At 66.5% G+C, this 25,500-nt stretch carries 26 protein-coding genes and 1 pseudogene; 22 read left to right on the forward strand and 5 right to left on the reverse strand.

What is annotated here, in order from left to right; translation table 11 throughout:
• The first annotated feature begins 138 nt into the window (after positions 1–138).
• The 6 genes and pseudogenes from IMW82_RS16095 (at position 139) to IMW82_RS16120 (ending at position 2,867) form a co-directional block, all read left to right on the forward strand.
• Positions 139–570, forward strand: coding sequence for a hypothetical protein (locus tag IMW82_RS16095; protein WP_211005297.1), 432 nt, complete (start codon positions 139–141; stop codon positions 568–570).
• Between the two features lie 206 nt (positions 571–776).
• Complete coding sequence (locus IMW82_RS16100; RefSeq protein ID WP_211005298.1) at positions 777–1,100, forward strand: nucleotidyltransferase family protein; 324 nt, start codon at positions 777–779, stop codon at positions 1,098–1,100.
• Positions 1,090–1,431, forward strand: a complete 342-nt coding sequence (locus tag IMW82_RS16105) for a HepT-like ribonuclease domain-containing protein (RefSeq protein ID WP_211005299.1) — start codon at positions 1,090–1,092, stop codon at positions 1,429–1,431. Before IMW82_RS16100 ends, IMW82_RS16105 begins: the two co-directional genes overlap by 11 nt.
• A gap of 52 nt (positions 1,432–1,483) precedes the next feature.
• A pseudogene (locus IMW82_RS16110) lies at positions 1,484–1,759 on the forward strand (hypothetical protein); the annotation flags it as partial.
• Positions 1,760–1,803: 44 nt separating this feature from the next.
• Positions 1,804–2,094 carry a biotin--protein ligase gene (locus IMW82_RS16115; RefSeq protein WP_211005300.1) on the forward strand — a complete coding sequence of 97 codons (291 nt, stop codon included), beginning with the start codon at positions 1,804–1,806 and terminating at the stop codon, positions 2,092–2,094.
• Entirely contained in the window at positions 2,091–2,867 is a 777-nt protein-coding gene (locus IMW82_RS16120) for a biotin/lipoate A/B protein ligase family protein (protein WP_211005301.1), read from the forward strand. Before IMW82_RS16115 ends, IMW82_RS16120 begins: the two co-directional genes overlap by 4 nt.
• 27 nt (positions 2,868–2,894) lie before the next feature.
• Here IMW82_RS16120 and IMW82_RS16125 read toward each other — a convergent pair whose 3' ends face one another.
• Entirely contained in the window at positions 2,895–3,383 is a 489-nt protein-coding gene (locus IMW82_RS16125) for an 8-oxo-dGTP diphosphatase (protein WP_108471092.1), read from the reverse strand.
• Positions 3,384–3,533: 150 nt separating this feature from the next.
• Between IMW82_RS16125 and IMW82_RS16130 the strand changes: the two genes are divergently transcribed.
• The 5 genes from IMW82_RS16130 to IMW82_RS16150 all read left to right on the forward strand — a co-directional run bounded on the left by IMW82_RS16130 (position 3,534) and on the right by IMW82_RS16150 (position 11,857).
• Entirely contained in the window at positions 3,534–4,307 is a 774-nt protein-coding gene (locus tag IMW82_RS16130; protein WP_211005383.1) for a phosphodiester glycosidase family protein, read from the forward strand.
• Positions 4,304–6,739, forward strand: coding sequence for a penicillin acylase family protein (locus IMW82_RS16135; protein ID WP_211005302.1), 2,436 nt, complete (start codon positions 4,304–4,306; stop codon positions 6,737–6,739). The genes IMW82_RS16130 and IMW82_RS16135 overlap by 4 nt, the downstream gene beginning before the upstream one ends.
• A 250-nt stretch (positions 6,740–6,989) precedes the next feature.
• Positions 6,990–9,245 carry a TIR domain-containing protein gene (locus IMW82_RS16140; RefSeq protein WP_211005303.1) on the forward strand — a complete coding sequence of 752 codons (2,256 nt, stop codon included), beginning with the start codon at positions 6,990–6,992 and terminating at the stop codon, positions 9,243–9,245.
• A gap of 58 nt (positions 9,246–9,303) precedes the next feature.
• The gene (locus IMW82_RS16145) at positions 9,304–9,693 is read left to right on the forward strand and encodes a hypothetical protein (protein ID WP_211005304.1); all 390 of its coding nucleotides are present in this window, start codon (positions 9,304–9,306) and stop codon (positions 9,691–9,693) included.
• A 424-nt stretch (positions 9,694–10,117) separates the two neighbouring features.
• Positions 10,118–11,857, forward strand: a complete 1,740-nt coding sequence (locus IMW82_RS16150) for a hypothetical protein (RefSeq protein WP_244754385.1) — start codon at positions 10,118–10,120, stop codon at positions 11,855–11,857.
• Positions 11,858–11,942: 85 nt separating this feature from the next.
• Here IMW82_RS16150 and IMW82_RS16155 read toward each other — a convergent pair whose 3' ends face one another.
• The 3 genes from IMW82_RS16155 to IMW82_RS16165 all read right to left on the reverse strand — a co-directional run bounded on the left by IMW82_RS16155 (position 11,943) and on the right by IMW82_RS16165 (position 13,819).
• A complete protein-coding gene (locus IMW82_RS16155) occupies positions 11,943–12,434 on the reverse strand; it encodes a group 1 truncated hemoglobin (protein ID WP_211005305.1) in 492 nt (163 codons plus the stop codon).
• Positions 12,435–12,462: 28 nt separating this feature from the next.
• Positions 12,463–13,368: a DUF3034 family protein gene (locus IMW82_RS16160; protein WP_211005306.1), complete on the reverse strand. Its 906-nt coding sequence runs from the start codon at positions 13,366–13,368 to the stop codon at positions 12,463–12,465.
• A gap of 88 nt (positions 13,369–13,456) precedes the next feature.
• Positions 13,457–13,819, reverse strand: coding sequence for a hypothetical protein (locus IMW82_RS16165; RefSeq protein WP_211005307.1), 363 nt, complete (start codon positions 13,817–13,819; stop codon positions 13,457–13,459).
• Positions 13,820–14,012: 193 nt separating this feature from the next.
• Between IMW82_RS16165 and IMW82_RS16170 the strand changes: the two genes are divergently transcribed.
• The 4 genes from IMW82_RS16170 to IMW82_RS16185 all read left to right on the forward strand — a co-directional run bounded on the left by IMW82_RS16170 (position 14,013) and on the right by IMW82_RS16185 (position 18,028).
• The gene (locus IMW82_RS16170) at positions 14,013–14,573 is read left to right on the forward strand and encodes a sigma-70 family RNA polymerase sigma factor (RefSeq protein ID WP_211005308.1); all 561 of its coding nucleotides are present in this window, start codon (positions 14,013–14,015) and stop codon (positions 14,571–14,573) included.
• Positions 14,570–15,364 (forward strand): anti-sigma factor, encoded by a 795-nt coding sequence (locus tag IMW82_RS16175; RefSeq protein ID WP_211005309.1) that lies wholly within the window; start codon positions 14,570–14,572, stop codon positions 15,362–15,364. Before IMW82_RS16170 ends, IMW82_RS16175 begins: the two co-directional genes overlap by 4 nt.
• A 34-nt stretch (positions 15,365–15,398) precedes the next feature.
• Complete coding sequence (locus IMW82_RS16180; RefSeq protein WP_211005310.1) at positions 15,399–16,811, forward strand: deoxyribodipyrimidine photo-lyase; 1,413 nt, start codon at positions 15,399–15,401, stop codon at positions 16,809–16,811.
• Between the two features lie 200 nt (positions 16,812–17,011).
• Positions 17,012–18,028, forward strand: a complete 1,017-nt coding sequence (locus IMW82_RS16185) for an alpha/beta hydrolase (RefSeq protein WP_211005311.1) — start codon at positions 17,012–17,014, stop codon at positions 18,026–18,028.
• Here the strand turns inward: IMW82_RS16185 and IMW82_RS16190 are convergent.
• Entirely contained in the window at positions 17,967–18,455 is a 489-nt protein-coding gene (locus tag IMW82_RS16190; protein ID WP_211005385.1) for a TspO/MBR family protein, read from the reverse strand. The genes IMW82_RS16185 and IMW82_RS16190 overlap by 62 nt on opposite strands.
• A 248-nt stretch (positions 18,456–18,703) precedes the next feature.
• Between IMW82_RS16190 and IMW82_RS16195 the strand changes: the two genes are divergently transcribed.
• The 7 genes from IMW82_RS16195 to IMW82_RS16225 are packed head-to-tail and all read left to right on the forward strand — an operon-like array spanning position 18,704 to position 25,488.
• The gene (locus tag IMW82_RS16195) at positions 18,704–19,699 is read left to right on the forward strand and encodes an acyl-CoA desaturase (RefSeq protein ID WP_211005312.1); all 996 of its coding nucleotides are present in this window, start codon (positions 18,704–18,706) and stop codon (positions 19,697–19,699) included.
• Positions 19,700–19,701: 2 nt separating this feature from the next.
• Positions 19,702–21,000 carry an FAD-dependent oxidoreductase gene (locus tag IMW82_RS16200; RefSeq protein ID WP_211005313.1) on the forward strand — a complete coding sequence of 433 codons (1,299 nt, stop codon included), beginning with the start codon at positions 19,702–19,704 and terminating at the stop codon, positions 20,998–21,000.
• Positions 20,997–21,773, forward strand: coding sequence for a DUF1365 domain-containing protein (locus IMW82_RS16205; protein ID WP_345777142.1), 777 nt, complete (start codon positions 20,997–20,999; stop codon positions 21,771–21,773). Before IMW82_RS16200 ends, IMW82_RS16205 begins: the two co-directional genes overlap by 4 nt.
• Before the next feature lie 19 nt (positions 21,774–21,792).
• Positions 21,793–23,079: a cyclopropane-fatty-acyl-phospholipid synthase family protein gene (locus IMW82_RS16210; RefSeq protein ID WP_211005314.1), complete on the forward strand. Its 1,287-nt coding sequence runs from the start codon at positions 21,793–21,795 to the stop codon at positions 23,077–23,079.
• A complete protein-coding gene (locus IMW82_RS16215) occupies positions 23,076–23,630 on the forward strand; it encodes a DUF2878 domain-containing protein (protein WP_211005315.1) in 555 nt (184 codons plus the stop codon). The genes IMW82_RS16210 and IMW82_RS16215 overlap by 4 nt, the downstream gene beginning before the upstream one ends.
• A complete protein-coding gene (locus IMW82_RS16220) occupies positions 23,627–24,409 on the forward strand; it encodes a DUF1295 domain-containing protein (protein WP_211005316.1) in 783 nt (260 codons plus the stop codon). The genes IMW82_RS16215 and IMW82_RS16220 overlap by 4 nt, the downstream gene beginning before the upstream one ends.
• Entirely contained in the window at positions 24,406–25,488 is a 1,083-nt protein-coding gene (locus IMW82_RS16225; protein ID WP_211005317.1) for a cyclopropane-fatty-acyl-phospholipid synthase family protein, read from the forward strand. Before IMW82_RS16220 ends, IMW82_RS16225 begins: the two co-directional genes overlap by 4 nt.
• Positions 25,489–25,500 lie beyond the last annotated feature (12 nt).

The raw sequence follows: 25,500 nt of genomic DNA on the forward strand, positions 1-25,500 counted from the left end.
GGCATCGCGGCCAGCAGCGGCGGGCATTGCCCGCCCTGCGGCGAGAGGCAGGAACTTGTCGGCGCGCGACCTTTCCAACAGGGATGTACACGCCAGCGCAGCCTTGCGCGTTGGATCCGTGACAGCCTCGGAGCACGCATGAACATCCCACGTTTTCTTCCCGCCCTGCTGGTCACGCTGCTCGCCGCGCCGGCATGGGCGCAGAGCGCCAGCAAGCCGCTGAACCTGAAACTGCCGCCCGACAGCCTGCCGGCCGCCAGCAGCACCGCCGCGGCACCACCGCGCCACGACGCACCCGGCACGTACTACGGCGATACCAGCGGGCGCATGGGCAACAACAACACCGTCGACACCGCGACGGGCACCGACTGCGATGATTACAGCTACAACCAGCCGCAGATGCACGGCAGCGTCGGCATGGGCGTGGTCGGCGGCAACCACGTCAGCGGCAATTACCAGACCGGCACGGTGAATCTCAGCCAGGCCTTCGGCAGCTGCGACCATCCCCGCGGCGGCGTCAGCATCTCGATCGGCGCCGGCACCGGCCACTTCCACGACCGCGGCCACTGAATACGACGATAGTGGGGGTGTCCAGGCGGCGCGTCGACTTCGTTCGCTGGCGCGAACTACGTTCAGCGTGATCGGTTCGGGGCGGCGGGTTTTCCCCCGAGCCAGCCGCAAGGCTTCATGCTGCACCCTGTGTAAATGGGCTCATCGCGGATCAGTGTGGGTGGATTGATCGCCACGCCCGCACCGCCGCGCGTTATGCTGCCGCCATGAACATCGATGCGCCATCGCTGCAACATCTGCAGGCCCACCGGGAGGGCCTGGCCACGCTGTGCCGCCGCCACCGCGTGCGCCGACTGGCAGTGTTCGGCTCGGCGGCACGGGGCGAGGCCAAGGCCGGCAGCGATTACGACTTCCTGGTGGAGTTCGATACCTTGCCGCCGGGTGGTTACGCCACGGCTTTCTTCGGTCTGCATGAGGATTTGCAGGCCTTGCTGGGCGCGCCGGTCGAGCTGATCGTGGAACGCGCCATCCGCAACCCGTACTTCCGCCAGTCGGTACAAGCTCAGCGCCAGGAGTTGTATGCGGCTTGAAACCGCCAAATATCTGTACGACGTGCAGAGCGCAGCCACTGCGCTTGCCGGGTTCGTGGACGGATACGACTGGGCGGGATACCAGCGCAATGCCATGCTGCGCGCCGCCGTGGAACGCCAGTTCGAAATCATCGGCGAGGCGCTGGCCCAGCTCGCCCGCCACGATATGGCGCTGCTGGCGCAGATCGAACACCACCGCCAGATCATCGCGTTCCGCAACATCCTGATCCATGGCTACGCGGAGGTCGACGATGCCCTGGTCTGGGATGTGGTGCAGTCACGATTGGAGCCGTTGCGCCGGCAGATAGACGAGCTGCTCGTGGATCGCTGATGGCAGCGCGGGGTCACACCACAGCGCCGCCACCACACCGCCGCGCGACCCGCCGGGCGTCTACTACGGCGACACCAGCGGGCGCATGGACAACAACAACACCGTCGACGCCACGACGGGCACCGACTGCGACGACGCCACCTACAACCAGCCGCAGATGCACGGCAGCGTCGGCATGGGCGTGGTCGGCGGCAACCACGTCAGCGGCAATTACCAAACCGGCACGGTGAATCTCAGCCAAGCGTTCGGCAGCTGCGACCATCCCCGCGGCGGCGTCAGCATCTCGATCGGCGCCGGCACCGGCCATTTCCACGACCGCGGCCACTGAGCGGGCAAAGCTATAATCGCCGGATCACGCAAGGGACGCTCTCGATGCACGGCGAATACAAGATGCCCGGCGGCAAGCTGGTGGTGATCGACCTTGAGCTGCGCGACGGCTGCCTTGCCGACGTGCAGCTCAGCGGCGATTTCTTCCTCGAACCGGACGCCGCGCTGGGCGCGATCAACGGTGCGCTGACAGGTCAGCCCGAGCATGCCGACGAAGCTGCGCTGGCCGCCGCCGTGCGCGAGGCGCTCGCTGCCGACGTCATGATGTACGGTATTTCCCCGGAAGCCATCGCGGTGGCCGTGCGCCGCGCCCTGCACAAGGAACCCGCCGCATGATGCGCACTGACTGGCGCGACCACGACTGGCAGCTGATCCACACCGCACCGCAATCACCCACCCTGCACATGGCGCTGGACGACGTGCTGACCCACGAAGTCGGCGCCGGCCGCCGCGTGCCCACCCTGCGCATCTGGGAATGGGCCTCGCCGGCGGTGGTGATCGGCCGCTTCCAGTCGCTGCGCAACGAAGTGGACGGCGCGGCAGCGAAGCGCCACGGCATCGAGGTGGTGCGCCGGGTCTCCGGTGGCGGTGCGATGTTCATCGAGCCGGGCAATACCATCACCTATTCGATCTACGCGCCGCAGTCGCTGGTCAAGGGGCTGTCGTTCCAGGAAGCCTATGCCTTCTTCGACGCGTGGGTGCTGCAGGCGCTGGCCGAACTGGGCATCAAGGCGTGGTACCAGCCGCTCAACGACATCACTTCCGAAGGCGGCAAGATTGCCGGCGCCGCGCAGGTGCACCGCGGCGGCGCGGTGCTGCATCACGTCACCATGGCCTACGACATCGACGCGGCGAAGATGCTGGACGTGCTGCGTATCGGCCGCGAGAAACTGTCCGACAAGGGCACCGCCAGCGCGGCCAAGCGGGTCGACCCGCTGCGCAGCCAGACCGGCCTGCCGCGCGAGGCGGTGATCGAACGCATGGTCGCCACCTTCCGCCGCCTGCACGGACTCAGCGACGACCACCTGCGTGCCGACGAACTGGCCCAGGCCGAAGCGCTTGCGCAAAGCAAGTTCGGCAGCCACGAATGGACGACCGACGTGGCCTGACCTGCGTCGGTTCCACGCCGCCAGCGCTCACAGCCGGCTGTACGACCACGACTGCATGCGGCCATCCCGGTACGGCATCACGCCGTGGAACGGGCGTGGGTCGGCGTCGAACACCAGCGGCAGGAAGTGGCGGTCGCCTTCCCACATCGGCAGCTCCATCAGGCGCGCCCGCGGCACCCATTCCAGCGTGCCCTCGTGGTTGCCCTGGTGCGCCTCGCCACTGAAGCTGTCAATCAGGAAGATGAAACCCAGCCAGTCCTCACCATGCTTGCCAAAGCCGGGCCAGTTCAGCGTGCCGCGCAACTGCATCGACGCGCATTCGATGCCGGCCTCCTCGCGGATCTCGCGGCGCATGCAGGCGGCGATGTCCTCGCCCGGTTCCATCTTGCCGCCGAGGCCGTTGTACTTGCCCAGGTGCAGGTCGTCCGGGCGGGCGTTGCGGTGGATCATCAGCACTTCGCTGCGATCGGGCGACAGTACATAACCGAGAGTCGCCACTATCGGGGTATAGGGCATGGCCGGGCACCGCGAAAAGAACCGAGTTTAACGGCAGCCGTCCCCCGACGCAGGGGCGGGCTTGCACCCGCACGGCTGGGCGGCGACCATCGACGGATGCGTCCATCCACTTTGCTGTCCCGCCGCTTTCCACTCCCGCCACTGCAGCGCGTGTTGCCGCCGGTGTTGTTACTCTTGCTGCTGTTCGCCGGCGTGCCCGGCTGCACTCCGGGCGCACGGGCGCTGGACAGCCGCGAGCTGGCGTTCGAGGGCCAGAACTACCGCATCGTGCACGTGAACCTGAAACGCGAGGCGCTGAGCCTGCACTGGCGCGAACCGGCCAGCGGCCAGCCGTTCGGCAGCATCGAGGCGCTACGCCAGTGGGGCGAGGCGCATGGCCAGCGACTGCTGTTCGCGGCGAATGCGGGCATCTACGACCACAAGTTCGCGCCGCTCGGCCTGCACGTGGAGAACGGCAGGACCGTGGTGCCGCTGAACCTGGCGCACGGCAACCCCGCTTCGGGCAATTTCTCGCTACTGCCGAACGGCGTGTTCGCCATATACCCGGACGGCCATGCCGCGGTGCGTACCAGCGCCGCGTTCAAGGCTGACGGCAAGAGTGCGCAATGGGCTACCCAGTCCGGGCCGATGCTGCTGATCGACGGCAAGCTCAACGAGCAGTTCGTCGACGACTCCGCCAGCATGAAATGGCGCAGCGGCGTGTGCGCGAAAACTCCCACCGAGGTGGTATTCGCCGTGAGCGAGACGCCGGTGAACTTCCACGCATTCGGACGGCTGTTCCGCGACAAGCTGGGCTGCCGCGACGCGCTCTACCTGGACGGCAGCATCTCGCAGCTGTACGTCGACGGCGAAGGCTACGCCGGCGCGCCGGCCTTCATGGTCAAGCCGTACGCAGGCATCTTCGCGGTGTTCGCCAAGCCATGACGTCCACGTCTGGGACGACGTCCGGCCGGCACGTCCTGCGCGGCTTGCTGCTGGCCCTGCTGGCCCTGCTGGCGCTGTTGCTGCTGGCCTTCCTCGTGCTGTGGTGGCTGCTCGCCGGCAGCCGGGCGCAGCTTGACGGCACGCGCCAGGCCGCCGGCCTGACGGCGCCGGTCAGCCTCGACCGCGACGCGCTGGGCACGGTCACCCTCGTGGGGAAAAGCCGCACCGACCTCAGTTACGCGCTGGGCTACGTGCATGCGCAGGAGCGCTTCTTCGCGATGGACCTGATGCGCCGCATGAGCGCCGGCGAGTTGTCCGCGCTGGTCGGGCCGGCTGCGCTGAAGGTCGATCTCGACCATCGCCGCCACCGCCTGCGCGCCGTGGCCGAGGCCGCCTACGCGCAACTGCCGCCGCAGCAGCGGCACGAACTCGACTGCTACCGCGACGGCGTCAACGCCGGCCTTGCCGACCTGCGCGTGCGGCCGTGGGAATACCTGCTGCTGGGCAGCCAGCCGCAACCGTGGCGTCCGGAAGACAGCATGCTGGTGATCGCCGCGATGTACCTGGACTTGAACAGCGACGGCCGCAATGAACGCGAGTTGCGCATGGCGCAGATGCGCGCGGTGCTGCCCGGCGCACTGGTGGATTTCCTGCTGGCACCCGACCCCGACTGGGAAGCGCCGCTGAGCGGCCGCTTGTCGCGCCCGCCGGTGGTTCCCGGCGCCGACGTGTTCGACCTGCATCGGCTGCCGGCCGCTGCGGCCTCGACCAGCCTGGTCGCCGCACTGGCGCCGGCACTCGACGCCGCACGCCCCGGCAGCAACAACTTCGCGGTCGCCGGTGCGCTCACCGGCAGCGGCGCGGCGATGCTGGCGAACGACATGCACTTGGGCCTGCGCGTACCGAACATCTGGTTCCGCACCCGCCTGCGTTATCCCGATCCCACGGCACCGGGCGGCCAGCGCGACGTCAACGGCGTCAGCCTGCCCGGCACGCCGGCGATCGTCGTCGGCTCCAACGGCCAGATCGCCTGGGGCTTCACCAACAGCTACGGCGACTGGCAGGACTGGGTACGCGTGTTGCGCGATCCGGCCGATGCTTCCCGCTACAAGGTGCCTGAGGGCTGGGCCCGCGTGGAAAGCCACGACGAGCACATCCGGGTCAAGGGCCAGCCCGACACCATCCTCAAGGTCGAGGACACCCGCTGGGGCCCGATCATGGGCCAGGACGCCGACGGCACGCCGCTGGCGCTGGCCTGGATCGGCGGTCGGCCACACGGCTACAACGTCGAGCTGATGCAGCTGGAGCGCGCCACCGACGTGGCCGCCGCGCTGGCGCTGGCGCCACGGCTCGGCATGCCACCGCAGAACCTGCTGGTCGCCGACCGTGCTGGCCACATCGGCTGGACCCTCGCCGGCAACAGCATCCCGCTGCGCGCCGGCATCGACCCGCTGCTGCCGTCGGACTGGTCGAAAGCCGGCAGCGGCTGGCAGGGCTGGGCCATGCCGGCGCAGTACCCGCGCATCGAGAACCCCGCCGACGGCCGGTTGTGGACGGCGAACAACCGCACCGTCGACGGCGAGGCGCTGGCCCTGCTCGGCAACGGCGGCCACGACCTCGGCGCCCGCGCCCAGCAGATCCGCGACGACCTGCGCGCCCACGCCAGCTTCACCCCCGGCAACCTGCTCGACATCCAGTTGGACGACCGCGCCGTGTTCCTCACCCGCTGGCAACGCCTGCTGCAGGACACCCTGGCCGACAACACCGAACCAGCGCTGCAGCAGCTGCGCCAGCTCACCGCTTCATGGCGCGGCCACGCCGCCGTCGACAGCGTCGACTACCGGCTGGTACGCGCGTTCCACGACCGGGTCAGCGAAGCGGTGCTGGCCCCGTTCGCGGCACGGGTGCAGCAGCGCTACCCGGACTTCAGCTGGCCCGGCGAGAACAGCGCGGAAGCCGCCGTGTGGGCATTGCTGCGCGCGCAGCCCGCGCACCTGCTCGATCCAACATACCCCGACTGGCACGCCCTGCTCGTCGACGCCGCCCGCCAGGTGGCAGCCGAACTCGGCCGGCAACCCGGCGGCCTCGCCGCACGCCGCTGGGGCGCGCACAACCGCGCCGACATCCGCCATCCGCTTTCCCGCGCCCTGCCGCGCTGGCTCGCGCACTTCATCGACATGCCCGACCAGCCGATCCCCGGCGACCACAACATGCCGCACGTCGCCGCGCCCGGCTTCGGCGCCTCCGAACACCTGGACGTGGCGCCCGGCCACGAAGCCGACGGCATCCTCAACATGCCCGGCGGCCAGAGTGACCACCCGCTGTCGCCGTACTTCGGCGCGGGGCATGCGGATTGGGTCAACGGCCGCCCCACCCCGCTGCTGCCCGGCAAGAGCGAGCACACGCTGACGCTGCAACCGGCGACACGCTGAGCGCCCTGCATCCACGACGACCGGGCACCCGTTTACCGCGCTTGCCCGCCCCGGCGAGAGGCAAGGCAGCGCTGGCCGCATGGTCAGTCGGGAAAATGCGAAAAGTGTGATGCAAATCATGTTCATTGGTACTATCTTGCGCTAGGCGGGGACAGCCAGCACGGCAGGCACGGGGGTTGCCGCCGGCCATCTCGATGCAGGGGACCATCCGGCAAGGACTGCTTGACCAGGCACGGGAGTGCCGGATGTCATGACGCAGGACTCAGCTTCACCAGCCTTCCGCTATTACGCCTTCATCAGCTACAGCCACCAGGACCGGGCCTGGGCCGACTGGCTGCACAAGGCGCTGGAAACGTATGCGGTGCCGAAACGGCTGGTCGGCCAGGCCACCGCCGTCGGCATCGTTCCCGGGCGCCTCACGCCGATCTTCCGCGACCGCGACGAGCTGGCCAGCGCGCATGACCTCGGCCGCAAGGTCAACGAGGCACTGGCGCAATCGGCCAACCTGATCGTGATCTGCTCGCCGCAAGCGGCGACGTCGCGCTGGGTCAACGAGGAAGTGCTGGCATTCAAGCGGCTGGGCCGCAGCGAGAACGTGTTCTGCCTGATCGTCGCGGGCGAACCGAATGCTGCTGCGTTGCCCGGTCGCGAAGCCGAGGAATGTCTTGCGCCGGCGCTGCGCCAGCTCCTGGATGCGAATGGCGAACCGACGGCCGAACCTGCCGAACCGATCGCCGCCGATGCGCGCCCCGGCAAGGACGGCAGGAACAACGCCAAACTGAAGCTGATCGCCGGCCTGCTGGGTCTGGATTACGACAAGCTCAAGCAGCGCGAGCTACGGCGGCACAACCGGCGCATGGCCGCGATCACCACGCTGGCGCTGGTGGTCATGGCGCTGACCACCACGCTCGCGATCGCTGCCTTGTTTGCACGCCATGCCGCCGTCGTCGCCCGCCTCGATGCCGAGCGTCGGCAGAAGCAGGCGGAAGACCTGGTCGGCTTCATGCTCGGCGATCTCAACGACAAGCTGGCGCAGGTGGCGCGCCTGGACATCATTCAAAGCGTAGACGACAAGGCGATGGAGTATTTCGCTGCATTACCTACCTCAGACGTAACCGACGAGGCACTTGAACAGCGAGCCAAGGCGTTGGAAAAAATCGGGACTGTGCGCCTGGACCAGGGCGCTCTGCCGGCGGCGCTGAAATCGTTTCGGGCCTCCGCCCAACTCTCATTGCAGCTGGCTGCCGCCGCTCCAACGGACATCGCTCGTCAAGCGGCTTATGCACGCACGTTGTCCTACATCGGCATGACCGAATGGACCCAAGGGAGCCTGGACGCCGCCCAGCAATACTTTGAATCTGCGCACAAGGCACTGCTGTTGGCGCAATCGCACTCCATCCATGACTTGTCGCTGAAATTCGAACTTCAAACGACCGAAAACAATATTGGCCACGTCTTGGAAGCACGCGGACAATCGGACGCCGCCGCCATCGCGTATCAAGAAAAGCTGAAGCTGTCAGGCGAGCTGGTCGCTGCCAATCCAGCCAACACCAAATGGATGTCCGCGCTGGGTGACGCACACAACAATCTCGGCAAGCTGGCGTTGCAGCGCGGCGATCTGGCCGAGGCCGCTGCCGAATACCACGCCGACGACATCATCGAGACTCGCTTGTCGGTGCGCGATCCCCGCAACAACTCCCAGCGTGAGAACGTGCTGCGGGTACGCGCCATTCTCGGCCGTACCCTGGCAATGACCGGCGACATCGACAACGGCATGCAGGACCTGCAACAGGCGATCGACATTGCCACCCAGCTGGTTCAGATAGATCCAAAGCAAACCAGCTTTCAGCTGAAATTGGCGATCTATCTTTCGCAGCTGAGCCGACTGAAACGCCTGAATGGCGATCTGCCAGCGGCACAAGTCATGACCGACAAGTCGCTGAACATTCTTTCAAAGCTGATCGAGCTGGATCCAGCCAACGCCAGCTGGAAACAGTACGGCGCCGAAGTGCAGATCGAGCAGGCTGCCGAATCCCTGGCTAGTGGGCAAGCCAGCAGAGCGCGTGCGCAGGTGCAAACTGCGCTGGACACACTCAAACCTCTATTCGCCAAGCAACCTGAAGATCGCAGCCTGCTGCTGGATACAGTGACAGCGAACTTGCTGCTCGCCGATGCAAGCAGCGACAGGCAATCGGCACAGCGGCTGCGGTCCGACGCTTTGAAGGTGACACAAGGGGTGAATGGTGAAGACTCCGACCCCCGCTTGCTCGCGCTGAAAGTCGAGGCGCTGCTGAACTTGCAGAAACGTTCCGAAGCCACACCGCTGATTCAACGATTGTGGAAAGCCGGCTATCGCGACCCCGCACTGCTCGCAGTATTGCAGCGAACAGATGTCGACTATCCGGTCAACGCCCCGTTCGCGAACCGCATCGCACAAATCATGCAGGTCGATGCCACCCAAGTCGCCCATCCGACCCCAGTCGCGCAAACGATGGGCAAGCGGTAGTGCCACAAGGCGTTGCGGGCCGCCTCTCGTGCCTCGCGTGAATTTCCCGGAGCAGACCATGCCGAATGTAATTCTCAAGGTGTCACTCAAGGACAACAGCCTGGACGTCGATCAGGCAGGAAATGGAAACCAGATGGGCCACGGTCAGGTGACCACGATCTCCTGGCAGCTGACCGGCAACGCGGCCGGCGGGTCATTCAATTCCATCAACGCTACCAGCCCAGGCTTTGCCTGGATCCAGACGCCAACCAATAATGTGTTTACGGGACTGCAGTTAACGAACAACGGAGAAATCCAGATAACGGACAACAACAACGACCCTGGCGGCATCAGTTCGATAGGCGAATGGATTTACCAGCTGTGCGCCACCATCAATGGCAAACCGTATTCCACGATAGCTACTTCTCCTCGGGCAACCACAACAGACCCGACGATCAAGAACTTGTAGCGGCCCAAGATCGCTCGGAAGAACCCGCCGAGACTGGACCAAAGGGGTCGGACCAAAGGGGGTCAGGTCCACTTTTCCACGCCGTGGTCATCCAGGGTGGTGAACCCGAATCCCGCTGGCAGATCCCTGAAAGCCAGCAGGGCCCCGTCAGGGAGTCGTCACAACGGAACGCAGGTACAGCTGCGAGATTTCATGATGCAAGGCTCGAGACTTACCTGCGTTCTGCTATTACACCTTCATCGGCTACAGCCACCAGGACCGGGCCTGGGCCGACTGAAACGTATGCAGTGCCGAAACGGCTGGTCGGCCAGGTCACCACCGCCGCCATCAACACCGCTTCAGGGGCACCGATGCTGATCTGTCCTGCCACCATGCGAACGTCATGCAAGCCCATGCGTGCAGCCATCACGTACTGGTCCACACCATGATGACGCCTGAAAATTCCATCCTGCCGATCACCGTGCCCCTGGTGGTCGGCGTGACCAGCCACCGCAACATTCCCGCCCACGAAGTCGCGATGGTCCGGCGACGCGTGCGGGGATTCTTCACGCAGTTGCAACACGATTTCCCCACGCTGCCGCTGGTGGTGCTGTCGGCGCTGGCGGAGGGCGGCGATCAACTGGTGGCGGAGGAAGCGCTGGCCGTCGGCGCGCGACTGATCGCGCCCCTGCCGCTGCCACGCGATCTCTATGTCGAGGACTTCCACCACCAGGCCACCCGCGCCATCTTCGATGCGCTGTGCGCCCGCGCGCAGGTGATCGACCTGCCCCTGCTGCCGGACAGCACGCACCACGGCATCGGCAGCGATGGCCCCCAGCGCGATCGCCAGTATGGGCAGGCTGGCGTGTTCATCGCCCGTCACTGCCATCTGCTGCTGGCGATCTGGGACGGCAAGCACTCGGCCCGGCTCGGCGGCACCGCCCAGGTGACGGAGTATTTCCTCAGTGGCGTGATGCCCGGCCTGATCGAACGCCGCCGTGGCGGCCGCCGGCATTTGCTGGGCAGCGGCGACGAGCGCCTGGTCTGCCAGATCGTCTGCTCGCGCGATACGGCAGACGGCGTACCGCTGCCGCCGCTGCAGCCAGGGCAGCTGCTGTGGCGTACGCAAACGGAGATCTCACCACCCGATACGCCCATGCCAATGGCGTTTCAGCATACCTTCGCGCACATGGCCGAGTTCGATGCGGATGGCGCGAAGTACCACCAGCAGATTGAAGACCACGCGACAGCCGGCGGCACGCCCGCAAGCAGCGCCGCCACGCTGGCGCGCCCCGAGGCGGCGCTGTTCCGCGCGGCGGACTGGCTGGCGGTGCATTTTCGCCAGCGCGTCCTGCTGGCGATGCGGGTGATCTACACGCTGGCGGCAGTGATGGGCATCGCCTTCACGATCTACGACAACCTGCCCGACCAGGACGACTTCATCTACGTGTTCCTGCTGTTGTTCGCCAGCGGCGTGTGGCTGAGCACGCTCGCCAGGCGGCGCGGCTGGCATCGCAAGTACCTGGACTATCGCGCGCTGGCGGAGGGGCTGCGGGTACAGGGCTACTGGCGCCGTGCCGGGATCTCGCTCACCGGCGACCCCGAGTTCGCGCAGGACAGTTTCATGCAGAAGCAGGACATCGAACTGGGCTGGACGCGCAACGTGATGCGCAGCGCGGGACTCGACCGCGCAGCCGCACGCCTGGGCGACCCGGACGAGGAGTTGCGCGAAGTCATCAGTGAATGGATCGGCGACGCCGCGCACGGCGGCCAGGTGGACTACTTCCGCAGCAAGGCCGTGCAGCGCGCCCGGCAGCACCACCTCACCGAGATGCTGGGTTTTGCCAGCCTGTTTGCCGGCATCGGCATCAGCATCGTGCTGGCCGCGCTGGCGCATCGGTTGTCGGCCGACACCAAGAATATCCTGGTGGTGGTCATGGGCATCCTGTCGATCCTCGCCGCGGTGCGCGAGGCTTATGCGTTCAAGAAGGCCGACAAGGAGCTGATCAAGCAATACCGCTTCATGCAGCGCATCTTCGACGAGGCGCGCGAGGCGCTGGCCAGGACCAGCGACGCGACGGAACAACGCGAGATCCTGCGCGCGCTGGGCGAGGCGGCGCTGGCCGAGCACGCCGAGTGGGCGCTGATGCATCGCCAGCGGCCGCTGGAGCACGGCAAGATGTAGCTGTCGCAAGCCGCTGCGCACCCGTGGCCGCGACGCCGTTTGCGCAAGGACAGGCCCGTCAGCGCGGGCCTGTCCGGCCAGCGTGTTACCTGGTGATGACCACCGGGTGCATCGGCGCCAGCTTCGCCAGCAGTTTGTTCTGCGCGCGGAACGGAATGTCGTGCTTGTTCATGGCCACCTGCAGGTCCTCGACCAGCGCATTGAAGGCCGCGCGGTTGATGCCGAGGTTGCGATGCACCTTCTCCATGTCCCTGCCGGTGTAGGTGCAGGGGCCGTCGAGGATCACGCAGAACTGGTCGACCAGTTCGACCTTGATGTGCTCGCGATCGGAGTTGGCGAAGTACGGGCGCGTGCGCGCATCGGCCATCAGGTTGGCCATGAAGTCGTTCATCAGCGCCACCAGCCCCGGCTTGCCGCCGAACTGGTCGAACACTGGTTTGAGCGCGGGATCACGCGGCGCGCTGGCGGCCATCGCCGCCGACTCCGGCGACATCGAGGCGGCATCCTGCGCGATGGCGCCCTGGGCAAACAGCAAAGCGATGGCGAGCAGCGCGGTGCGCGGAAGGCATGTATTCATTGACGTACTCCGAAGCAAGGGGGAATGATCAGAAACCGACCTGCACCGAGGCATACAGGCCGCGTTGCTTGTCCTTGATGACGATATTGCCGAGGTCCGCATACGCCAGCGTCAGCGAGACGTGCTTGGTCGGCGCCCAGGCGACGAACGCGTCGTACCAGTCGTCCTCCTTCGCGATGCCGAGGTTGTTCGGCTTCTGCCGATACTCCGCACCGACCGCCCAGTGGCGGCTGAGCAGGTACGCCACCGAGCCTTCGAATTCCGGCTTGTACGCGTTGTTCCGGTCGCCGCCGAAACCGAGGATGCCGATCTGGTTAGCGTTGGTCATGCGCAGCGTGGCGTTGACCAGCAGGCTCTGGTTGAGGAACAGCTTGGTCGCGTTGACGTAGTAATCGGTGCCTTCATCGGACCTGGCGCCCACGAAGGCCAGTACGGCCGCCTGGTTGTTCTTCTTGTGCTGCGCACCGATCGACACCTGCGGCATCCAGCTGTCCTGGTCGAGCACCACGTCGCCGAACAGGCGGACCTTCACGCCGATGATGTTCTGCTGGAACGTGAATCCGCGGCCCAGCCCCAGCGCCGCGCCCACCTGTTCGGTGTCGAAACGCTGCTGCGCGAACGACACCTCCACGCGGTTGTACAGGCCGACCATCGCGCCGACTTCGTTGACGTGGTAATCCGGCAGGTTGATGTGGGTGACGAACGCGTTGGCGCCGATCTCGTCACCGGTGCCGTAACCACCGATCACCGCCCACGGCGTCAGCCCGCCACCGGCCGAACCTTCGACCTGCGTCACGCCGCCAGTGAGCAGCAGCTTGTCGCTGAACGCGGTTGCGCCGGTGCCATCGGCTGCCATGGCGGTCGATGACGCCAGGCAAACGCCGAGCACGCACCCGGTCAGCCAGGCGATCCGGTTCCTTCGATTGTTCTGCATGGGTAGCCCCTTCAAGACGCGCGGAATGCGCATGTGCATGCAGGTACGCAGGACATCGCCGGACGGATGCACGCGGAGGTGGGTTGCATCAATGCACCACGTGCCAGTTGCCGTTCACGCCATCGCCGGCGCGATCGCCCGGCTTGTCATCGCCGGCGAAGAGGTACAACGGAGAACCCCGGTAAACCCATTGGCGGCTGCCGTCGGCGCGCGTGGCCAGCTGGTAATCGCCGGCGGCCTTGCTGTCGGCATCGGCCAGATACGGCGGCCACGCGGCCGCGCACGGACCGCTGCACTGGCTGTGGCCGGACGCAGCATCGACGTCGTAGCGGTACAAGGTGTGGCCGCTGCCATCGACCAGCAGGCCCTGCGCATCATGCTGCGGAAGGGATGCCGCCGCGGTCGCGCCGCTCAGCATCAACAACGCGACAGCCCATCGGGAAACGTTCATGGCGAGGCCTCCGGCACGCAGGCCGGTTGCCTGCTCCAGCTTGTACGCAGCAGCCGGCCGCATGGACGCACGCAAGGCGGTGGCGCCGCCGGACGGACCACTTGCCAGCGCGCAAGGCCCCTTTCATGCTATGAGACGTAACCTCCCGTCGCTGCACGCCGGCCGGGACCGATCACTACAGGATGGTTTGCCCATGAGTGTCAGCAGTCCTGCCGAGCGTGACGAGCTGAATCAGCTGTTGCTGCAGACCGGCCGCAATGACCAGAAAGCGTTTGCCGAGCTGTACCGGCGCACCTCGTCCAAACTGTTCGGCGTGTGCCTGCGCATGCTGCGCGACCGCGGCGAGGCGGAGGAAGTGCTGCAGGAAACCTACACCACGGTGTGGCGCCGCGCCGCCACGTTCGATGTGACCAAGGCCAGCGCCATCACCTGGCTGGTCACACTGTCGCGCAACAAGGCGATCGACCGGCTGCGCCAGCATCGCGAGGAGCTGCTGGACGATCCGGCACGACTCGACGAAACCGTGGACGAGCAGCCCACGCCGGCGGCCGGCGCGGAAACCAGCCAGGAGTACCAACGGCTGCAGCAGTGCCTGGATGAACTGGAGCCGCAACAGCAGCGTTCGGTGCGTGAAGCCTTTTTCACCGGCGCCACGTATAACGAACTGGCGACACGCTGCAAGGTGCCGCTCGGCACCATGAAAAGCTGGATCCGCCGCAGCCTGATGCAACTCCGCACGTGCCTGGACTCATGAACACGCCCATCGATGACGGCAACCACAACCTGCGCTACGCCGAGTACGTGCTTGGCGTGCTGGACGCCGACACCCGCGCGGAAGTGGCGCGCGAGGTGCTGGCCTCGGACGAGGCCGCCACCGCCGTGGCCTTGTGGCAGCGCCGCCTGATTCCGCTGGCCGAGACGGTCGGCGACGTCGCACCCGCCCCGTATGTGTGGGCGCGCATCCACGACGCCCTGCAGCTGGATGCACCGGCCCGGACGCCGCTGGCGCAGCCGCGCCGCGGACTGTGGAACAACCTGGCGCTGTGGCACTGGCTCGGCATCGGCGCCAGCGCAGTGGCCGTGGCGCTGCTGGTGGTGGTCTCGCTGCCGCGCCCGGCGCCCACGCCCAAGGTGGCCGGCATCGCCTACATGGCCTCGACCATTCAGCAGGACAACGGCACCACCGGCTGGACCGCCACCATGGACCTGCAGCACGCGCGCATGGTCGTGGTGCCGGCGACGCCGGTCGCCTTCGCGCAGGGGCATGCGCCGGAACTGTGGCTGATTCCGGCCGGTGGGAAACCCATCTCGGTGGGCATGATCGCGCGCGACAAGCCCACCACGATCGCACTTGATCCTGCGATGCTGGCACGACTCGGACCGACCGCCGCGCTCGCCGTGTCGGTGGAACCGGTCGGCGGCTCGCCGACCGGCCAGCCGACCGGTGCAGTGATCGCCAAGGGCGCGATCGGTGCGGCACCGGATGCCGGCGCCGGCAAGGTGGCCATGCTCGGCAACGTGCGGGCGGATCGACCCTGGATCTGAGCACGCTTGATCTGAACAGGACGCCCGTCCGCCCATGAGCACGGCCATCGTGCTGTTCCGGCGCGACCTGCGCCTGGCCGACAACCCCGCCCTGGCCGCGGCCTGCGCGGCGCACGCGCAGGTACTGCCTGTGTATGTCCACGCCCCCGGCGAAGACGGCGCATGGCCGGCTGGCGCAGCCAGCCGCTGGTGGCTGCACCATGCGCTGGCCGCGCTCGATGCGCGGTTGCGCACACACCATGCCGCGCTGCACCTGCGCCGGGGCGATACGCTGGAGCAATTGCGCGAGCTGATCCGCCACAGCGGCGCCGGTGCGGTGTACTGGAACCGATTGTACGAACCGGCCTCAATCGCCCGCGACACGCGCATCAAGAGCGCGCTGCGCCAGGAAAGCATCGAGGTGCACAGCCACAATGCGGCACTGTGGTGCGAACCATGGACGATCGCCACGCAGCAAGCTGACCCGTACAAGGTGTTCACGCCGTACTGGCGCAACCTGCGGCCGCAGTTGCAGGTAATCGAACCGCTGTCCGCGCCGATCCTGCATGGCTGGCACGAACTGCCCGGCGGTCTGCCGCTGGAAGCCCTCGGCCTGCTGCCGCGCATCCCCTGGGATGCCGGGCTGGCCGGGGCGTGGCAACCGGGCGAACACGGTGCGCACGAACAGCTGGAAATCTTCGCCGACGATGCCATCGGCGACTATGCGCACGCGCGCGACCTGCCCGCACGGCACGGCACGTCGCGGCTGTCGCCGCACCTCCACTTCGGCGAAATTTCGCCACGGCAGATCCACGCCGAACTCGATCGCCGCGCACGCGCGACGGACGCCAGATGCCGGCCGGACATCGAGCCGTACCTGCGTGAACTGGGCTGGCGCGAGTTCGCCCACCACCTGCTGTTCCATTTCCCGCAGACGCCGACCGACAACTTCAACCCGCGCTTCGCCGATTTCCATTGGGAACCGCGCGATGCGGCCGCACTGGAACGCTGGCAGCGCGGCCGCACCGGCATCCCGCTGGTCGACGCCGGCATGCGCGAGCTGTGGCACACCGGCTGGATGCACAACCGCGTGCGCATGGTCGCCGCCAGCTTCCTGACCAAGAACCTGCGCCAGCACTGGCAGCACGGCGCACGCTGGTTCTGGGACACGCTGGTGGACGCGGATCTGGCCAACAACACCCTGGGCTGGCAATGGGTGGCCGGCTGCGGCGCCGATGCCGCGCCGTATTTCCGCGTGTTCAACCCGGTCACGCAGGCGAAGAAGTTCGACCCGGATGGCGTCTACCTGCGACGCTGGCTGCCCGAACTGGCCGACGCAACGACCGCCCTGCTGCACGAACCGTGGAAGGATCCCGCCCTGCTCATGCGCAGCGGCTATCCCGCGCCGATGGTGGATCTGGCCGTCTCACGGCAGGACGCGCTGGACGCGTACAAGCGGCGCGACTGATCCACGAGAGCACGGGGCAATCATCCCCACCGGATTGCCGCCGCTTCCCGCGCGAAACAACCCGGACACACGGGACTGCCTGCATCCCGCGGCGGCTCCTGCACGTATCTGCTGGCGTACCCCGAAGATTCAACCTCGGATCTCGCGGAGCGCGGTCAATGCCCGCGTATCGCGTTCACCGGCTTTTGCAGGAAAACCGCATGCCATCGAACCCCACTTTCGCGCCTCATCATGCAGGCAGGCGCGGCCTGCTCGTCACGCTGCTGTTGCTGCTAGGCAATGCTTTGCTCACGGGATGCCAGGCGACGCTGTTCCGCAGCCTCAACGCCACCAGCAGCAAGGCCGATGTGGTGGTACGGCGCGACGTGACATATGACCCCACGCATCGACTGGCGCTCGATGTCTACCGGCCACGGGACGCTCACGATGCGCCTGTCGTGGTGTTTTTCTACGGCGGCAGCTGGAAATCCGGCAAACGCCAGTGGTATCACTGGGCCGGCGAGGCCTTGGCGCAGCGCGGGCTAGTCGTGGTGATCCCGGACTACCGCCAGTGGCCGCAGGTGCGGCTGGACGGTTTCATGCAGGACGCGGCACATGCCGTCGCGTGGGCCCATGCGCATGCCGCCGAGTACGGTGGCGACCCGGCATCGTTGTTCCTGATGGGCCATTCTGCCGGTGCCCATATCGGCGCCTTGCTGGCCACCGATGCCCACTGGCTGGCCGGTGTCGGCATGCAGCCCCGCCAGCTGGCGGGTTTCATCGGCCTGGCCGGCCCGTACGATTTTCTGCCGCTGAAAGATCCGGATTTCGTCGACATGTTCGGCAGTACACCTGCGGCGCAGCTGCGTTCGCAGCCCGTGCATTTTGTCGACGACGACGAGCCGCCGATGCTGCTGATGCAGGGCACCACCGACAAGGTGGTATGGCCGCGCAATGCCACCTCACTCGCCGCCGCACTGCAACGCAAGGGCGAACCCGTCGAAACGAAGATGTATCCGGACATCGGCCACGCCGCGATCCTGCTGGCCATATCACGGCCGTTCCGGCGCAAGGCGCCGGTGCTTGACGATGCCGTGCAGTTCATCAGGATGCATGCCGCGAAAAAACCGACTGAAGCCGACACGCTCGACATTATCCTCGGTCAGCCGGCGCGACTCAGCCCAGGGCCTGCAAATTCATCTGCCATACCGCGAAATTCAGCGCCGCGGCAAAGCTGACCCAGCACAGGTACGGAACCAGCAGCGCGCCGGCCATCACGCGCACGCGCCAGAACCCGACCAGCGTGACCACGATCAGCAACCACAGCAGCACGATGTCGGCGAAGGCCAGTCCACCGCGGTGCCATCCGAAGAACAGCCAGCTCCACAGCACATTGACCGCCAGCTGGAGCACGAACAGGGCGAGCGCGCCGCGCTGCCGATGCCAGCCGCCTTCGCGCCAAGCCAGCCAGGCGGCGATGCCCATCAGCGCATACAGCACGGACCACACCGGGCCAAACACGTACGACGGCGGTGCCCAGGAAGGTTGGGCCAAATGCTGGTAGAAGATGGCCGCCTGCACCGAAGCGATGGCTCCCATCGCCGCCGCGGCAAAGCTCAGCAGCAGCCAGCCGGCCAGTCCAATGATCTGTCTTGTGCGAGTCATGCCCTGCTTCCTTGTGTGCCCCGTCATTCCAGCGTCTCGACTTTTCAACGGCTTGGAACCACGGGATGACCAGTATGCCTGTCGCAGGGATCTGCTGGCTTGCGCCGGGATGGTGATCCCGTTGAATACCGCCATGTAGCGCGTCCTGCCTTCGTTCCGTCAAGGTCCGCCGGGCTTTCTACGCGCTCGTGCATCCAAGTAGCCGCCTCGTCCGTATCTGGGGGTGACACGAAGACAGGTGCGTTCCCATGGCAGGCTTCAGACCCCACCCGAACACGCAGTATGAGGGCGTTCCGCCAGCCCCTGCGGGTACGGCTGATTCGCGCTTCTGGCTGGCACGTACGCTGCGCCGCTGGTTCGATACGAGTGCGGCGGTAACGCTCGACGAAAGCCGCGAGGATCGCATCGACTGGCTGCGCGCGGCACCGTTCATCGCCATGCACCTGGCCTGCATCGGCGTGATCTGGGTCGGCGTGTCGCCGATCGCGCTGCTCGTGGCTGCCACGCTCTACGTGGTGCGCATGTTCGCGCTCACCGCGTTCTACCACCGCTACTTCTCGCACCGCACGTTCCAGACCTCGCGCGTGGTGCAGTTCGGGTTCGCACTGATCGGCGCATCGTGCGTGCAGCGCGGCCCGCTGTGGTGGGCCGCACATCATCGCCATCATCACCGCGTGACCGATACGCCGGACGATCCGCATTCGCCGCGCGTGCACGGCTTCCTGTGGAGCCATGTCGGCTGGTTCCTCACGCCGCGCAATTTCCGCACCGATCTGGCGCGCGTGCCGGACCTGGCGAAGTTTCCCGAGCTGCGCTGGCTCGACCGTTTCGACATCGCCATTCCGGTCGCGCTTGCCATGGCGCTGTACGGCCTGGGCGCGCTGCTGCAGCACGTGGCGCCGCAGCTGGGCACCACCGGCGGCCAGATGCTGACCTGGGGTTTCTTCGTTTCGACCGTCGTGCTGTTCCACGCCACGGTGACGATCAACTCGCTGGCGCACCGCTTCGGCAAGCGCCGCTTCGATACCAAGGACGACAGCCGCAACAACGTCTGGCTGGCCCTGCTCACCTTCGGCGAAGGCTGGCACAACAACCATCACTTCTTCCCCGGCTCCAGCCGGCAGGGCTTCCGCTGGTGGGAAGTGGACCTGACCTGGTACGGGCTGAAGCTGATGTCGGCGCTGGGCCTGGTGCGCGGGCTGAAACCGGTGCCGGCCTGGGTGCTGGCCAGGGCGAGGAGCTGAGCATGCGCATCGCCATCGTTGGATCGGGCATCACGGGGCTGGCATCGGCGTGGCTGCTGTCGCGCCGGCACGGGGTGACGCTGTTCGAGGCCGACAGCTATTTCGGCGGCCACACGCATACGCATGAGGTGGAGCAACACGGTCGCCGCTATCGCATCGACAGCGGTTTCATCGTGCACAACCCGAACCACTATCCGCTGCTGACGCGGATGTTCGAGCAGGTCGGCGTCGCCTCGCAGCCGACCACGATGAGTTTCTCGCTGCACAACGAAGCCAGCGGGCTGGAATACAACGCGGCCACGCTGGACACGCTGTTCTGCCAGCGGCGCAACCTGCTCTCGCCACGCTTCATCAGCATGGTGCGTGACCTGGCGCGTTTCTACCGCGAGGCACCGGCGTTGCTGGACTCGCCCGACCAGGGCCCGACGCTGGGCGACTACCTCGCCGAGCACCGCTACGGCGCCGCCTTTCGCGACGAGCACCTGGTACCGATGGCGTCGGCGCTATGGTCGTCGCCGGCCGCGCAGATCCTCCGCTTCCCCGCGCGTTATCTGGTGCAGTTCATGGCCAATCACCAGATGCTGCAGATCAATGATCGGCCTGAATGGCGCGTGGTGCGCGGCGGTTCGTCCACGTATGTGCAAGCGCTGCGCGAGCGCTGGTCGGTACGCGAGCGGCTGCATTGCGCGGTGCGCTCGATTCGCCGCCATGCCGCTGGTGCCGAGATCACCAGTGCCGCAGGCGTCGAACATTTCGATCATGTCGTGCTGGCCTGCCACAGCGATCAGGCACTGGCCTTGCTGAGCGACGCGGACGAACGCGAGCGATCCATCCTCGGCGCGATGCCGTACCAGCTCAACGACACCGTGCTGCATACCGACGCCAGCGTGTTGCCGGTGCGGCGCAAGGCATGGGCGGCATGGAACGCGTGGTTGCCGCGCAATCCGGACGAGGCATGCACGGTCAGCTACTGCATGAATCTGCTGCAGGGCATCGAATCGCCGGAACCGTTCGTGGTCACGCTCAATCGCACGGCTGCGATCGACCCGGACAAGGTGCTGGCACGCATGCAGTACCACCATCCGGTCTACAGCCACGCGTCGGTGGCGGCGCAGATGCGCAAGGCCGAGATCCAGGGCCAGCGCCACACCTGGTTCGCCGGTGCCTACTGGGGCTGGGGATTCCACGAAGACGGCATGCGCAGCGCCGTCGACGTGGCGGCCGCCCTTGGCGTGCGCTGGCCGGTAGGTGTCGGTGCCATCCACGCGGTCGCATCACGTGCCGGGGAGATCGCGGCGTGAATGCCGAAGCGGGCAGGCCGCTGGCAAGCGCCGTGTACGAAGGCGTGGTGCGTCATCGTCGCCTCGTCCCGCATCCACACGCCTTCGATTACCGGATGGCCCAGCTCTATCTGGATCTCGATGAAGTCGATCGGGTGTTCCGGCAGCGCTGGCTGTGGTCCAGCAAGCATGGCAACGTCGCGCAGTTCCGCCGCAGCGATTATCTCGGCCCGACCGGACTGCCGCTGGCCGAAGCCGTGCGCCAGCGCGTCGAGCAGGCCACCGGGCATCGCCCGGTCGGGCCGGTTCGGCTGCTGACCCATCTGCGCTACTTCGGTTTCGTGTTCAACCCGGTCAGCTTCTACTACTGCTACGCCGAGGACGGCGTGAGTCTGGCCTGCATCGTGGCGGAGATCACCAACACACCGTGGAAGGAACGCCACGCCTACGTGCTGCCGATCGAAACTGCGAAGCCGCGTGGACGCGCGCTGCACTGGGCCTTTCCCAAGACGTTCCACGTATCCCCCTTCATGCCGATGGCGCGCGAATACGACTGGAGTTTCACCGTGCCCGCCGACGACCTGCACGTGCACATGGATGTGCTGCGCGATGGCCAGCGCGAGTTCGATGCCACCCTCTTCCTGCAACGCAAACCGTTGAACGGCACTTCACTGGCCCGCGTGCTGTGGCGCTATCCGCTGATGACGGCACAGGTCGTCGGTGCGATCCACTGGCAGGCATTGCGACTGTGGCTGAAGCGGAATCCCGTCCACGACCATCCCTCCCTTTCCTGACGCTGCACCGAGGTTCGCCATGAACGACATTGCCAAGACCGCCGACTACGACAGCCCCGGCATCGGCGCCTTCGATCGCTTCCTGCGTCAGCAGCTGCTCGATCGACTGCGCCAGCTACGGCACGGCCGACTGCTGCTGACCGATGACGGCGTGCAGCTCGAATTCGGCGAGGCCACTGCCGAACTACAGATCCATATGGAAATCCGCGACCCGGCCTTCTATCGCGCGATCGCAACCAACGGCAGCGTGGGCGCCGGCGAAGCCTACATGGACGGCCTGTGGCACTGCGACAACCTGGTCGGGCTGGTGCAGTTGCTGGTGCGCAACCGCGACCTGCTCGATGGCATGGAAAGCGGCCTGGCCCGGCTCGGTGGCATGGCGATGCGCGGCTGGCATGCGCTGCGCCGCAATACGCGCGACGGCAGCCGCCGCAACATTGCCGCGCACTACGACCTCGGCAACGATTTTTTCAGCCTGTTCCTGTCCCCAGACCTGATGTATTCGTCCGCGATCTGGACGGACCCGGCCGACACGCTGGAAGACGCCTCCACCCGCAAGCTCGAACGCATCTGCCGCAAGCTCGATCTGAAACCGGGCGACCGGGTGATCGAGATCGGCACCGGCTGGGGCGGCTTCGCGCTGTACGCCGCCCAGCATTACGGCTGCCACGTCACCACCACCACGATCTCGCGCGAGCAGCACGCACTGGCCAGCGAACGGGTCGCCGCCGCCGGCATGGGCGCGCAGGTCGAGCTGTTGCTGGAGGATTACCGCGACCTGCGCGGGCAATACGACAAGCTGGTCTCGATCGAGATGGTCGAGGCGATCGGCGCGCCCTACCTCGATACCTATTTCAGGCAGCTGGGTGCCTTGCTGAAACCAGACGGGCTGGCCCTGCTGCAGGCGATCACGATCGAGGATCACCGTTATGCGCAGGCGCTGAGCTCGGTCGATTTCATCAAGCGCCACGTCTTTCCCGGCAGCTTCATCCCGTCGATCAGCGCACTGCTCGCCTCGAAGACTCGCGCCAGCGATCTGGCGCTGGTCCAGCTGGAGGACTTCGGCCACTCGTACGCGCTGACCCTGAGGGCCTGGCGCGAGCGCTTCATGGCGCATCTGCCGCAGGTGCGCGCACAAGGTTTCGACGAACGCTTCATCCGCCTGTGGGAGTTCTACCTGGCGTATTGCGAAGGCGGTTTCCGCGAGCGCTCGATCGGCGTCGCGCACCTGCTGCTGGCCAAGCCCGGCAACCGACAGGCGACATGGCTGCCGCAGATCGAATCAGCCCAGGGCCTGCCGGCATGAAATTCTGGAGCAGCCTCGTCGGCTATCAACTGGTCTGGTTCGCTGCCGTGATCGGCGCCGGGCACGGACTGGCGTGGCCGGGGATCGCCGGCATGCTGGTTTACGCAACATGCCAGCTGGCGGTCGGGCGGCAGTACCAGGCGGATCTGTCGCTGATGCTGACGGCGATCGTGCTGGGACTTCTGCTGGATGGCGGGTTGATCCGCGCAGGACTGGCCAGCTATGCAACGCCATGGCCATCCGCCGCGATGGCGCCGGCATGGATTCTCGCGCTGTGGGTCACCTTCGCGCTGACCTTCACCCAATCGCTGGCGTGGCTGCAGACACGTCTGTGGTGGGCCGCGTTGCTGGGAGGGATCGGTGGCCCGCTGGCTTATCTGGGTGCATCACGAGGCTGGCACGTGGTGACGTTCGCGGCGCCCGCGTGGCGCGGACTGCTGTGCCTGGCGGTCGGCTGGGCCATCGCGACACCGCTGCTGGCGTGGCTGGCCCGGCGCTGGTCGAACGTGGCGATTCCCGCGTCTGCGCCCGTGCAAGGTCGTGCGTCATGACTGCGTGGCTTCAACTGGCCTGCCTGTGGCTGCTGGCGGCGTTGATCATGAGCCTGGGCTGGTTGTGGCAGCGCAAGCACGCCAATGCCGGCATCGTCGACGTGCTGTGGGCAGCCGGCGTGGGCAGTGGCACCGTGCTGCTGGCCCTGCTCGGCGCGGGCGCTGCGTCATCCCGGCTGGCGCTGGCGATACTTGGCGGACTGTGGGGCGCACGACTGGCAGCGCATCTGTGGAAGCGTGTGCGTGGCGAGCCGGAGGATGGCCGCTATCAGCATCTGCGCACGCACTGGCATGGCAGTCAGTCCAGGTTTTTCCTGTTCTTCCAGTTCCAGGCCTTGCTGATCGTGCTGTTTTCGCTGCCGTTCCTGGCCGTGGCGCGCAACCCGCGCGGATTCAGCCCGTGGCTGCTGGTCGGCATCGCGATCTGGCTGCTCAGCGTGATCGGCGAATCGATCGCCGACCGCCAGCTCGCCCGCTTCCGCGCCGACCCAGCCCATCGCGGGCAAACCTGCCGTGACGGCCTGTGGCGTTATTCGCGCCACCCCAATTATTTCTTCGAATGGATCCACTGGTTCGCCTACGTCGGCCTGGCGATCGGATCGCCAATCGCGTGGCTGGCCTGGGCCGGGCCGCTGGTGATGTATGTGTTCCTGCGCTGGATCAGCGGCATTCCCTATACCGAGACACAGGCACTGCGCAGCCGCGGCGACGATTACCGCGCCTATCAACGCAGCACCTCCATGCTGATTCCCTGGTTTCCGAAAAGGAGCGATCCATGAATACCGTCGCCACGGCTTCCCACGAGTTGCCGCATGAGCGGCCCGCCACCGGCCTGCTGGGTCTGGCCGAACGAGGGCATCTGCCCGATGCGCTGCTGCGGCAAGGCATCCGGCGCATGTGCGCGCAGCGCCTGCGCGAGGAGATGAGCGGCGGGCTGGATCAGCAAGCCGCCCGCTTCGCCGAACGTATCAACATGCTTCGGCACAGCCCGGTGGCGATCCACACCGACGCCGCCAATGCGCAGCATTACGAACTGCCGCCGGCGTTCTTCGAACTGTGCCTCGGCAAGCGCCTGAAGTATTCGGGCTGCTATTACCCGCGCGGCGACGAGTCGCTGGATCAGGCAGAGGAGGCCATGCTCACGCTGTATGGCGAACGCGCCGAACTGGCGGACGGCCAGACGATCCTCGAACTTGGCTGCGGCTGGGGCTCGCTCACGCTGTGGATGGCCGAGCGCTATCCGAATGCTCGGATCAAGGCAGTATCCAATTCGCACCAGCAGCGCGAACACATCGAGGCGCAGTGCCGCAAGCGCGGTCTGTTCAACGTGCGCGTGGCCACCTGCGACGTGAACCTGCTGGAACTCGACGCGGCGCAATTCGACCGCTGCGTGTCGGTCGAAATGTTCGAACACATGCGCAATTACGACATCCTGCTGGGCCGCATCGCCAGCTGGCTGCGACCCGGCGGCAAGCTGTTCGTGCACATTTTCGCGCACCGGACGCTGATGTATCCGTTCGAGACGACAGGCGAGGACAACTGGATGGGCCGGCACTTCTTCACCGGCGGCCTGATGCCGGCCTCCGACACCTTGCTGTGGTTTCAGCGCGAACTGCAGATCGAGCAGCGCTGGCATGTCGACGGCACGCACTACCAGCGCAGCGCCAATCACTGGCTGGCCAACCAGGACGCACGCAGGGACCAGGTGATGGCCACGCTGACTGACGCCTACGGCAGCAAGGCCGCATCACTGTGGTTCCAGCGCTGGCGGATGTTCTGGATGTCCTGCGCGGAATTGTTCGGCTACGCCAACGGCCAGGAATGGCTGGTGGCGCATTACCGTTTCGTGCGGCCTTGAGCGCCCCACTCC

This window comes from Rhodanobacter sp. B2A1Ga4 (assembly GCF_018101315.1).
Classification (GTDB): domain Bacteria; phylum Pseudomonadota; class Gammaproteobacteria; order Xanthomonadales; family Rhodanobacteraceae; genus Rhodanobacter; species Rhodanobacter thiooxydans_A.

What these genes read in the sequence shown, in the direction of transcription:
- IMW82_RS16200 (WP_211005313.1), top strand. Translation starts at nt 19,702, where the DNA reads ATGCGCATCGCCATCGTTGGATCGGGCATCACGGGGCTGGCATCGGCG.
- IMW82_RS16125 (WP_108471092.1), bottom strand. Translation starts at nt 3,383, where the DNA reads ATGCCCTATACCCCGATAGTGGCGACTCTCGGTTATGTACTGTCGCCC.
- IMW82_RS16165 (WP_211005307.1), bottom strand. Translation starts at nt 13,819, where the DNA reads ATGAACGTTTCCCGATGGGCTGTCGCGTTGTTGATGCTGAGCGGCGCG.
- IMW82_RS16220 (WP_211005316.1), top strand. Translation starts at nt 23,627, where the DNA reads ATGACTGCGTGGCTTCAACTGGCCTGCCTGTGGCTGCTGGCGGCGTTG.
- IMW82_RS16105 (WP_211005299.1), top strand. Translation starts at nt 1,090, where the DNA reads ATGCGGCTTGAAACCGCCAAATATCTGTACGACGTGCAGAGCGCAGCC.
- IMW82_RS16175 (WP_211005309.1), top strand. Translation starts at nt 14,570, where the DNA reads ATGAACACGCCCATCGATGACGGCAACCACAACCTGCGCTACGCCGAG.
- IMW82_RS16185 (WP_211005311.1), top strand. Translation starts at nt 17,012, where the DNA reads ATGCCATCGAACCCCACTTTCGCGCCTCATCATGCAGGCAGGCGCGGC.
- IMW82_RS16190 (WP_211005385.1), bottom strand. Translation starts at nt 18,455, where the DNA reads ATGACTCGCACAAGACAGATCATTGGACTGGCCGGCTGGCTGCTGCTG.
- IMW82_RS16225 (WP_211005317.1), top strand. Translation starts at nt 24,406, where the DNA reads ATGAATACCGTCGCCACGGCTTCCCACGAGTTGCCGCATGAGCGGCCC.
- IMW82_RS16115 (WP_211005300.1), top strand. Translation starts at nt 1,804, where the DNA reads ATGCACGGCGAATACAAGATGCCCGGCGGCAAGCTGGTGGTGATCGAC.
- IMW82_RS16180 (WP_211005310.1), top strand. Translation starts at nt 15,399, where the DNA reads ATGAGCACGGCCATCGTGCTGTTCCGGCGCGACCTGCGCCTGGCCGAC.
- IMW82_RS16160 (WP_211005306.1), bottom strand. Translation starts at nt 13,368, where the DNA reads ATGCAGAACAATCGAAGGAACCGGATCGCCTGGCTGACCGGGTGCGTG.
- IMW82_RS16145 (WP_211005304.1), top strand. Translation starts at nt 9,304, where the DNA reads ATGCCGAATGTAATTCTCAAGGTGTCACTCAAGGACAACAGCCTGGAC.
- IMW82_RS16140 (WP_211005303.1), top strand. Translation starts at nt 6,990, where the DNA reads ATGACGCAGGACTCAGCTTCACCAGCCTTCCGCTATTACGCCTTCATC.
- IMW82_RS16135 (WP_211005302.1), top strand. Translation starts at nt 4,304, where the DNA reads ATGACGTCCACGTCTGGGACGACGTCCGGCCGGCACGTCCTGCGCGGC.
- IMW82_RS16100 (WP_211005298.1), top strand. Translation starts at nt 777, where the DNA reads ATGAACATCGATGCGCCATCGCTGCAACATCTGCAGGCCCACCGGGAG.
- IMW82_RS16195 (WP_211005312.1), top strand. Translation starts at nt 18,704, where the DNA reads ATGGCAGGCTTCAGACCCCACCCGAACACGCAGTATGAGGGCGTTCCG.
- IMW82_RS16150 (WP_244754385.1), top strand. Translation starts at nt 10,118, where the DNA reads ATGATGACGCCTGAAAATTCCATCCTGCCGATCACCGTGCCCCTGGTG.
- IMW82_RS16155 (WP_211005305.1), bottom strand. Translation starts at nt 12,434, where the DNA reads ATGAATACATGCCTTCCGCGCACCGCGCTGCTCGCCATCGCTTTGCTG.
- IMW82_RS16210 (WP_211005314.1), top strand. Translation starts at nt 21,793, where the DNA reads ATGAACGACATTGCCAAGACCGCCGACTACGACAGCCCCGGCATCGGC.
- IMW82_RS16170 (WP_211005308.1), top strand. Translation starts at nt 14,013, where the DNA reads ATGAGTGTCAGCAGTCCTGCCGAGCGTGACGAGCTGAATCAGCTGTTG.
- IMW82_RS16215 (WP_211005315.1), top strand. Translation starts at nt 23,076, where the DNA reads ATGAAATTCTGGAGCAGCCTCGTCGGCTATCAACTGGTCTGGTTCGCT.
- IMW82_RS16120 (WP_211005301.1), top strand. Translation starts at nt 2,091, where the DNA reads ATGATGCGCACTGACTGGCGCGACCACGACTGGCAGCTGATCCACACC.
- IMW82_RS16095 (WP_211005297.1), top strand. Translation starts at nt 139, where the DNA reads ATGAACATCCCACGTTTTCTTCCCGCCCTGCTGGTCACGCTGCTCGCC.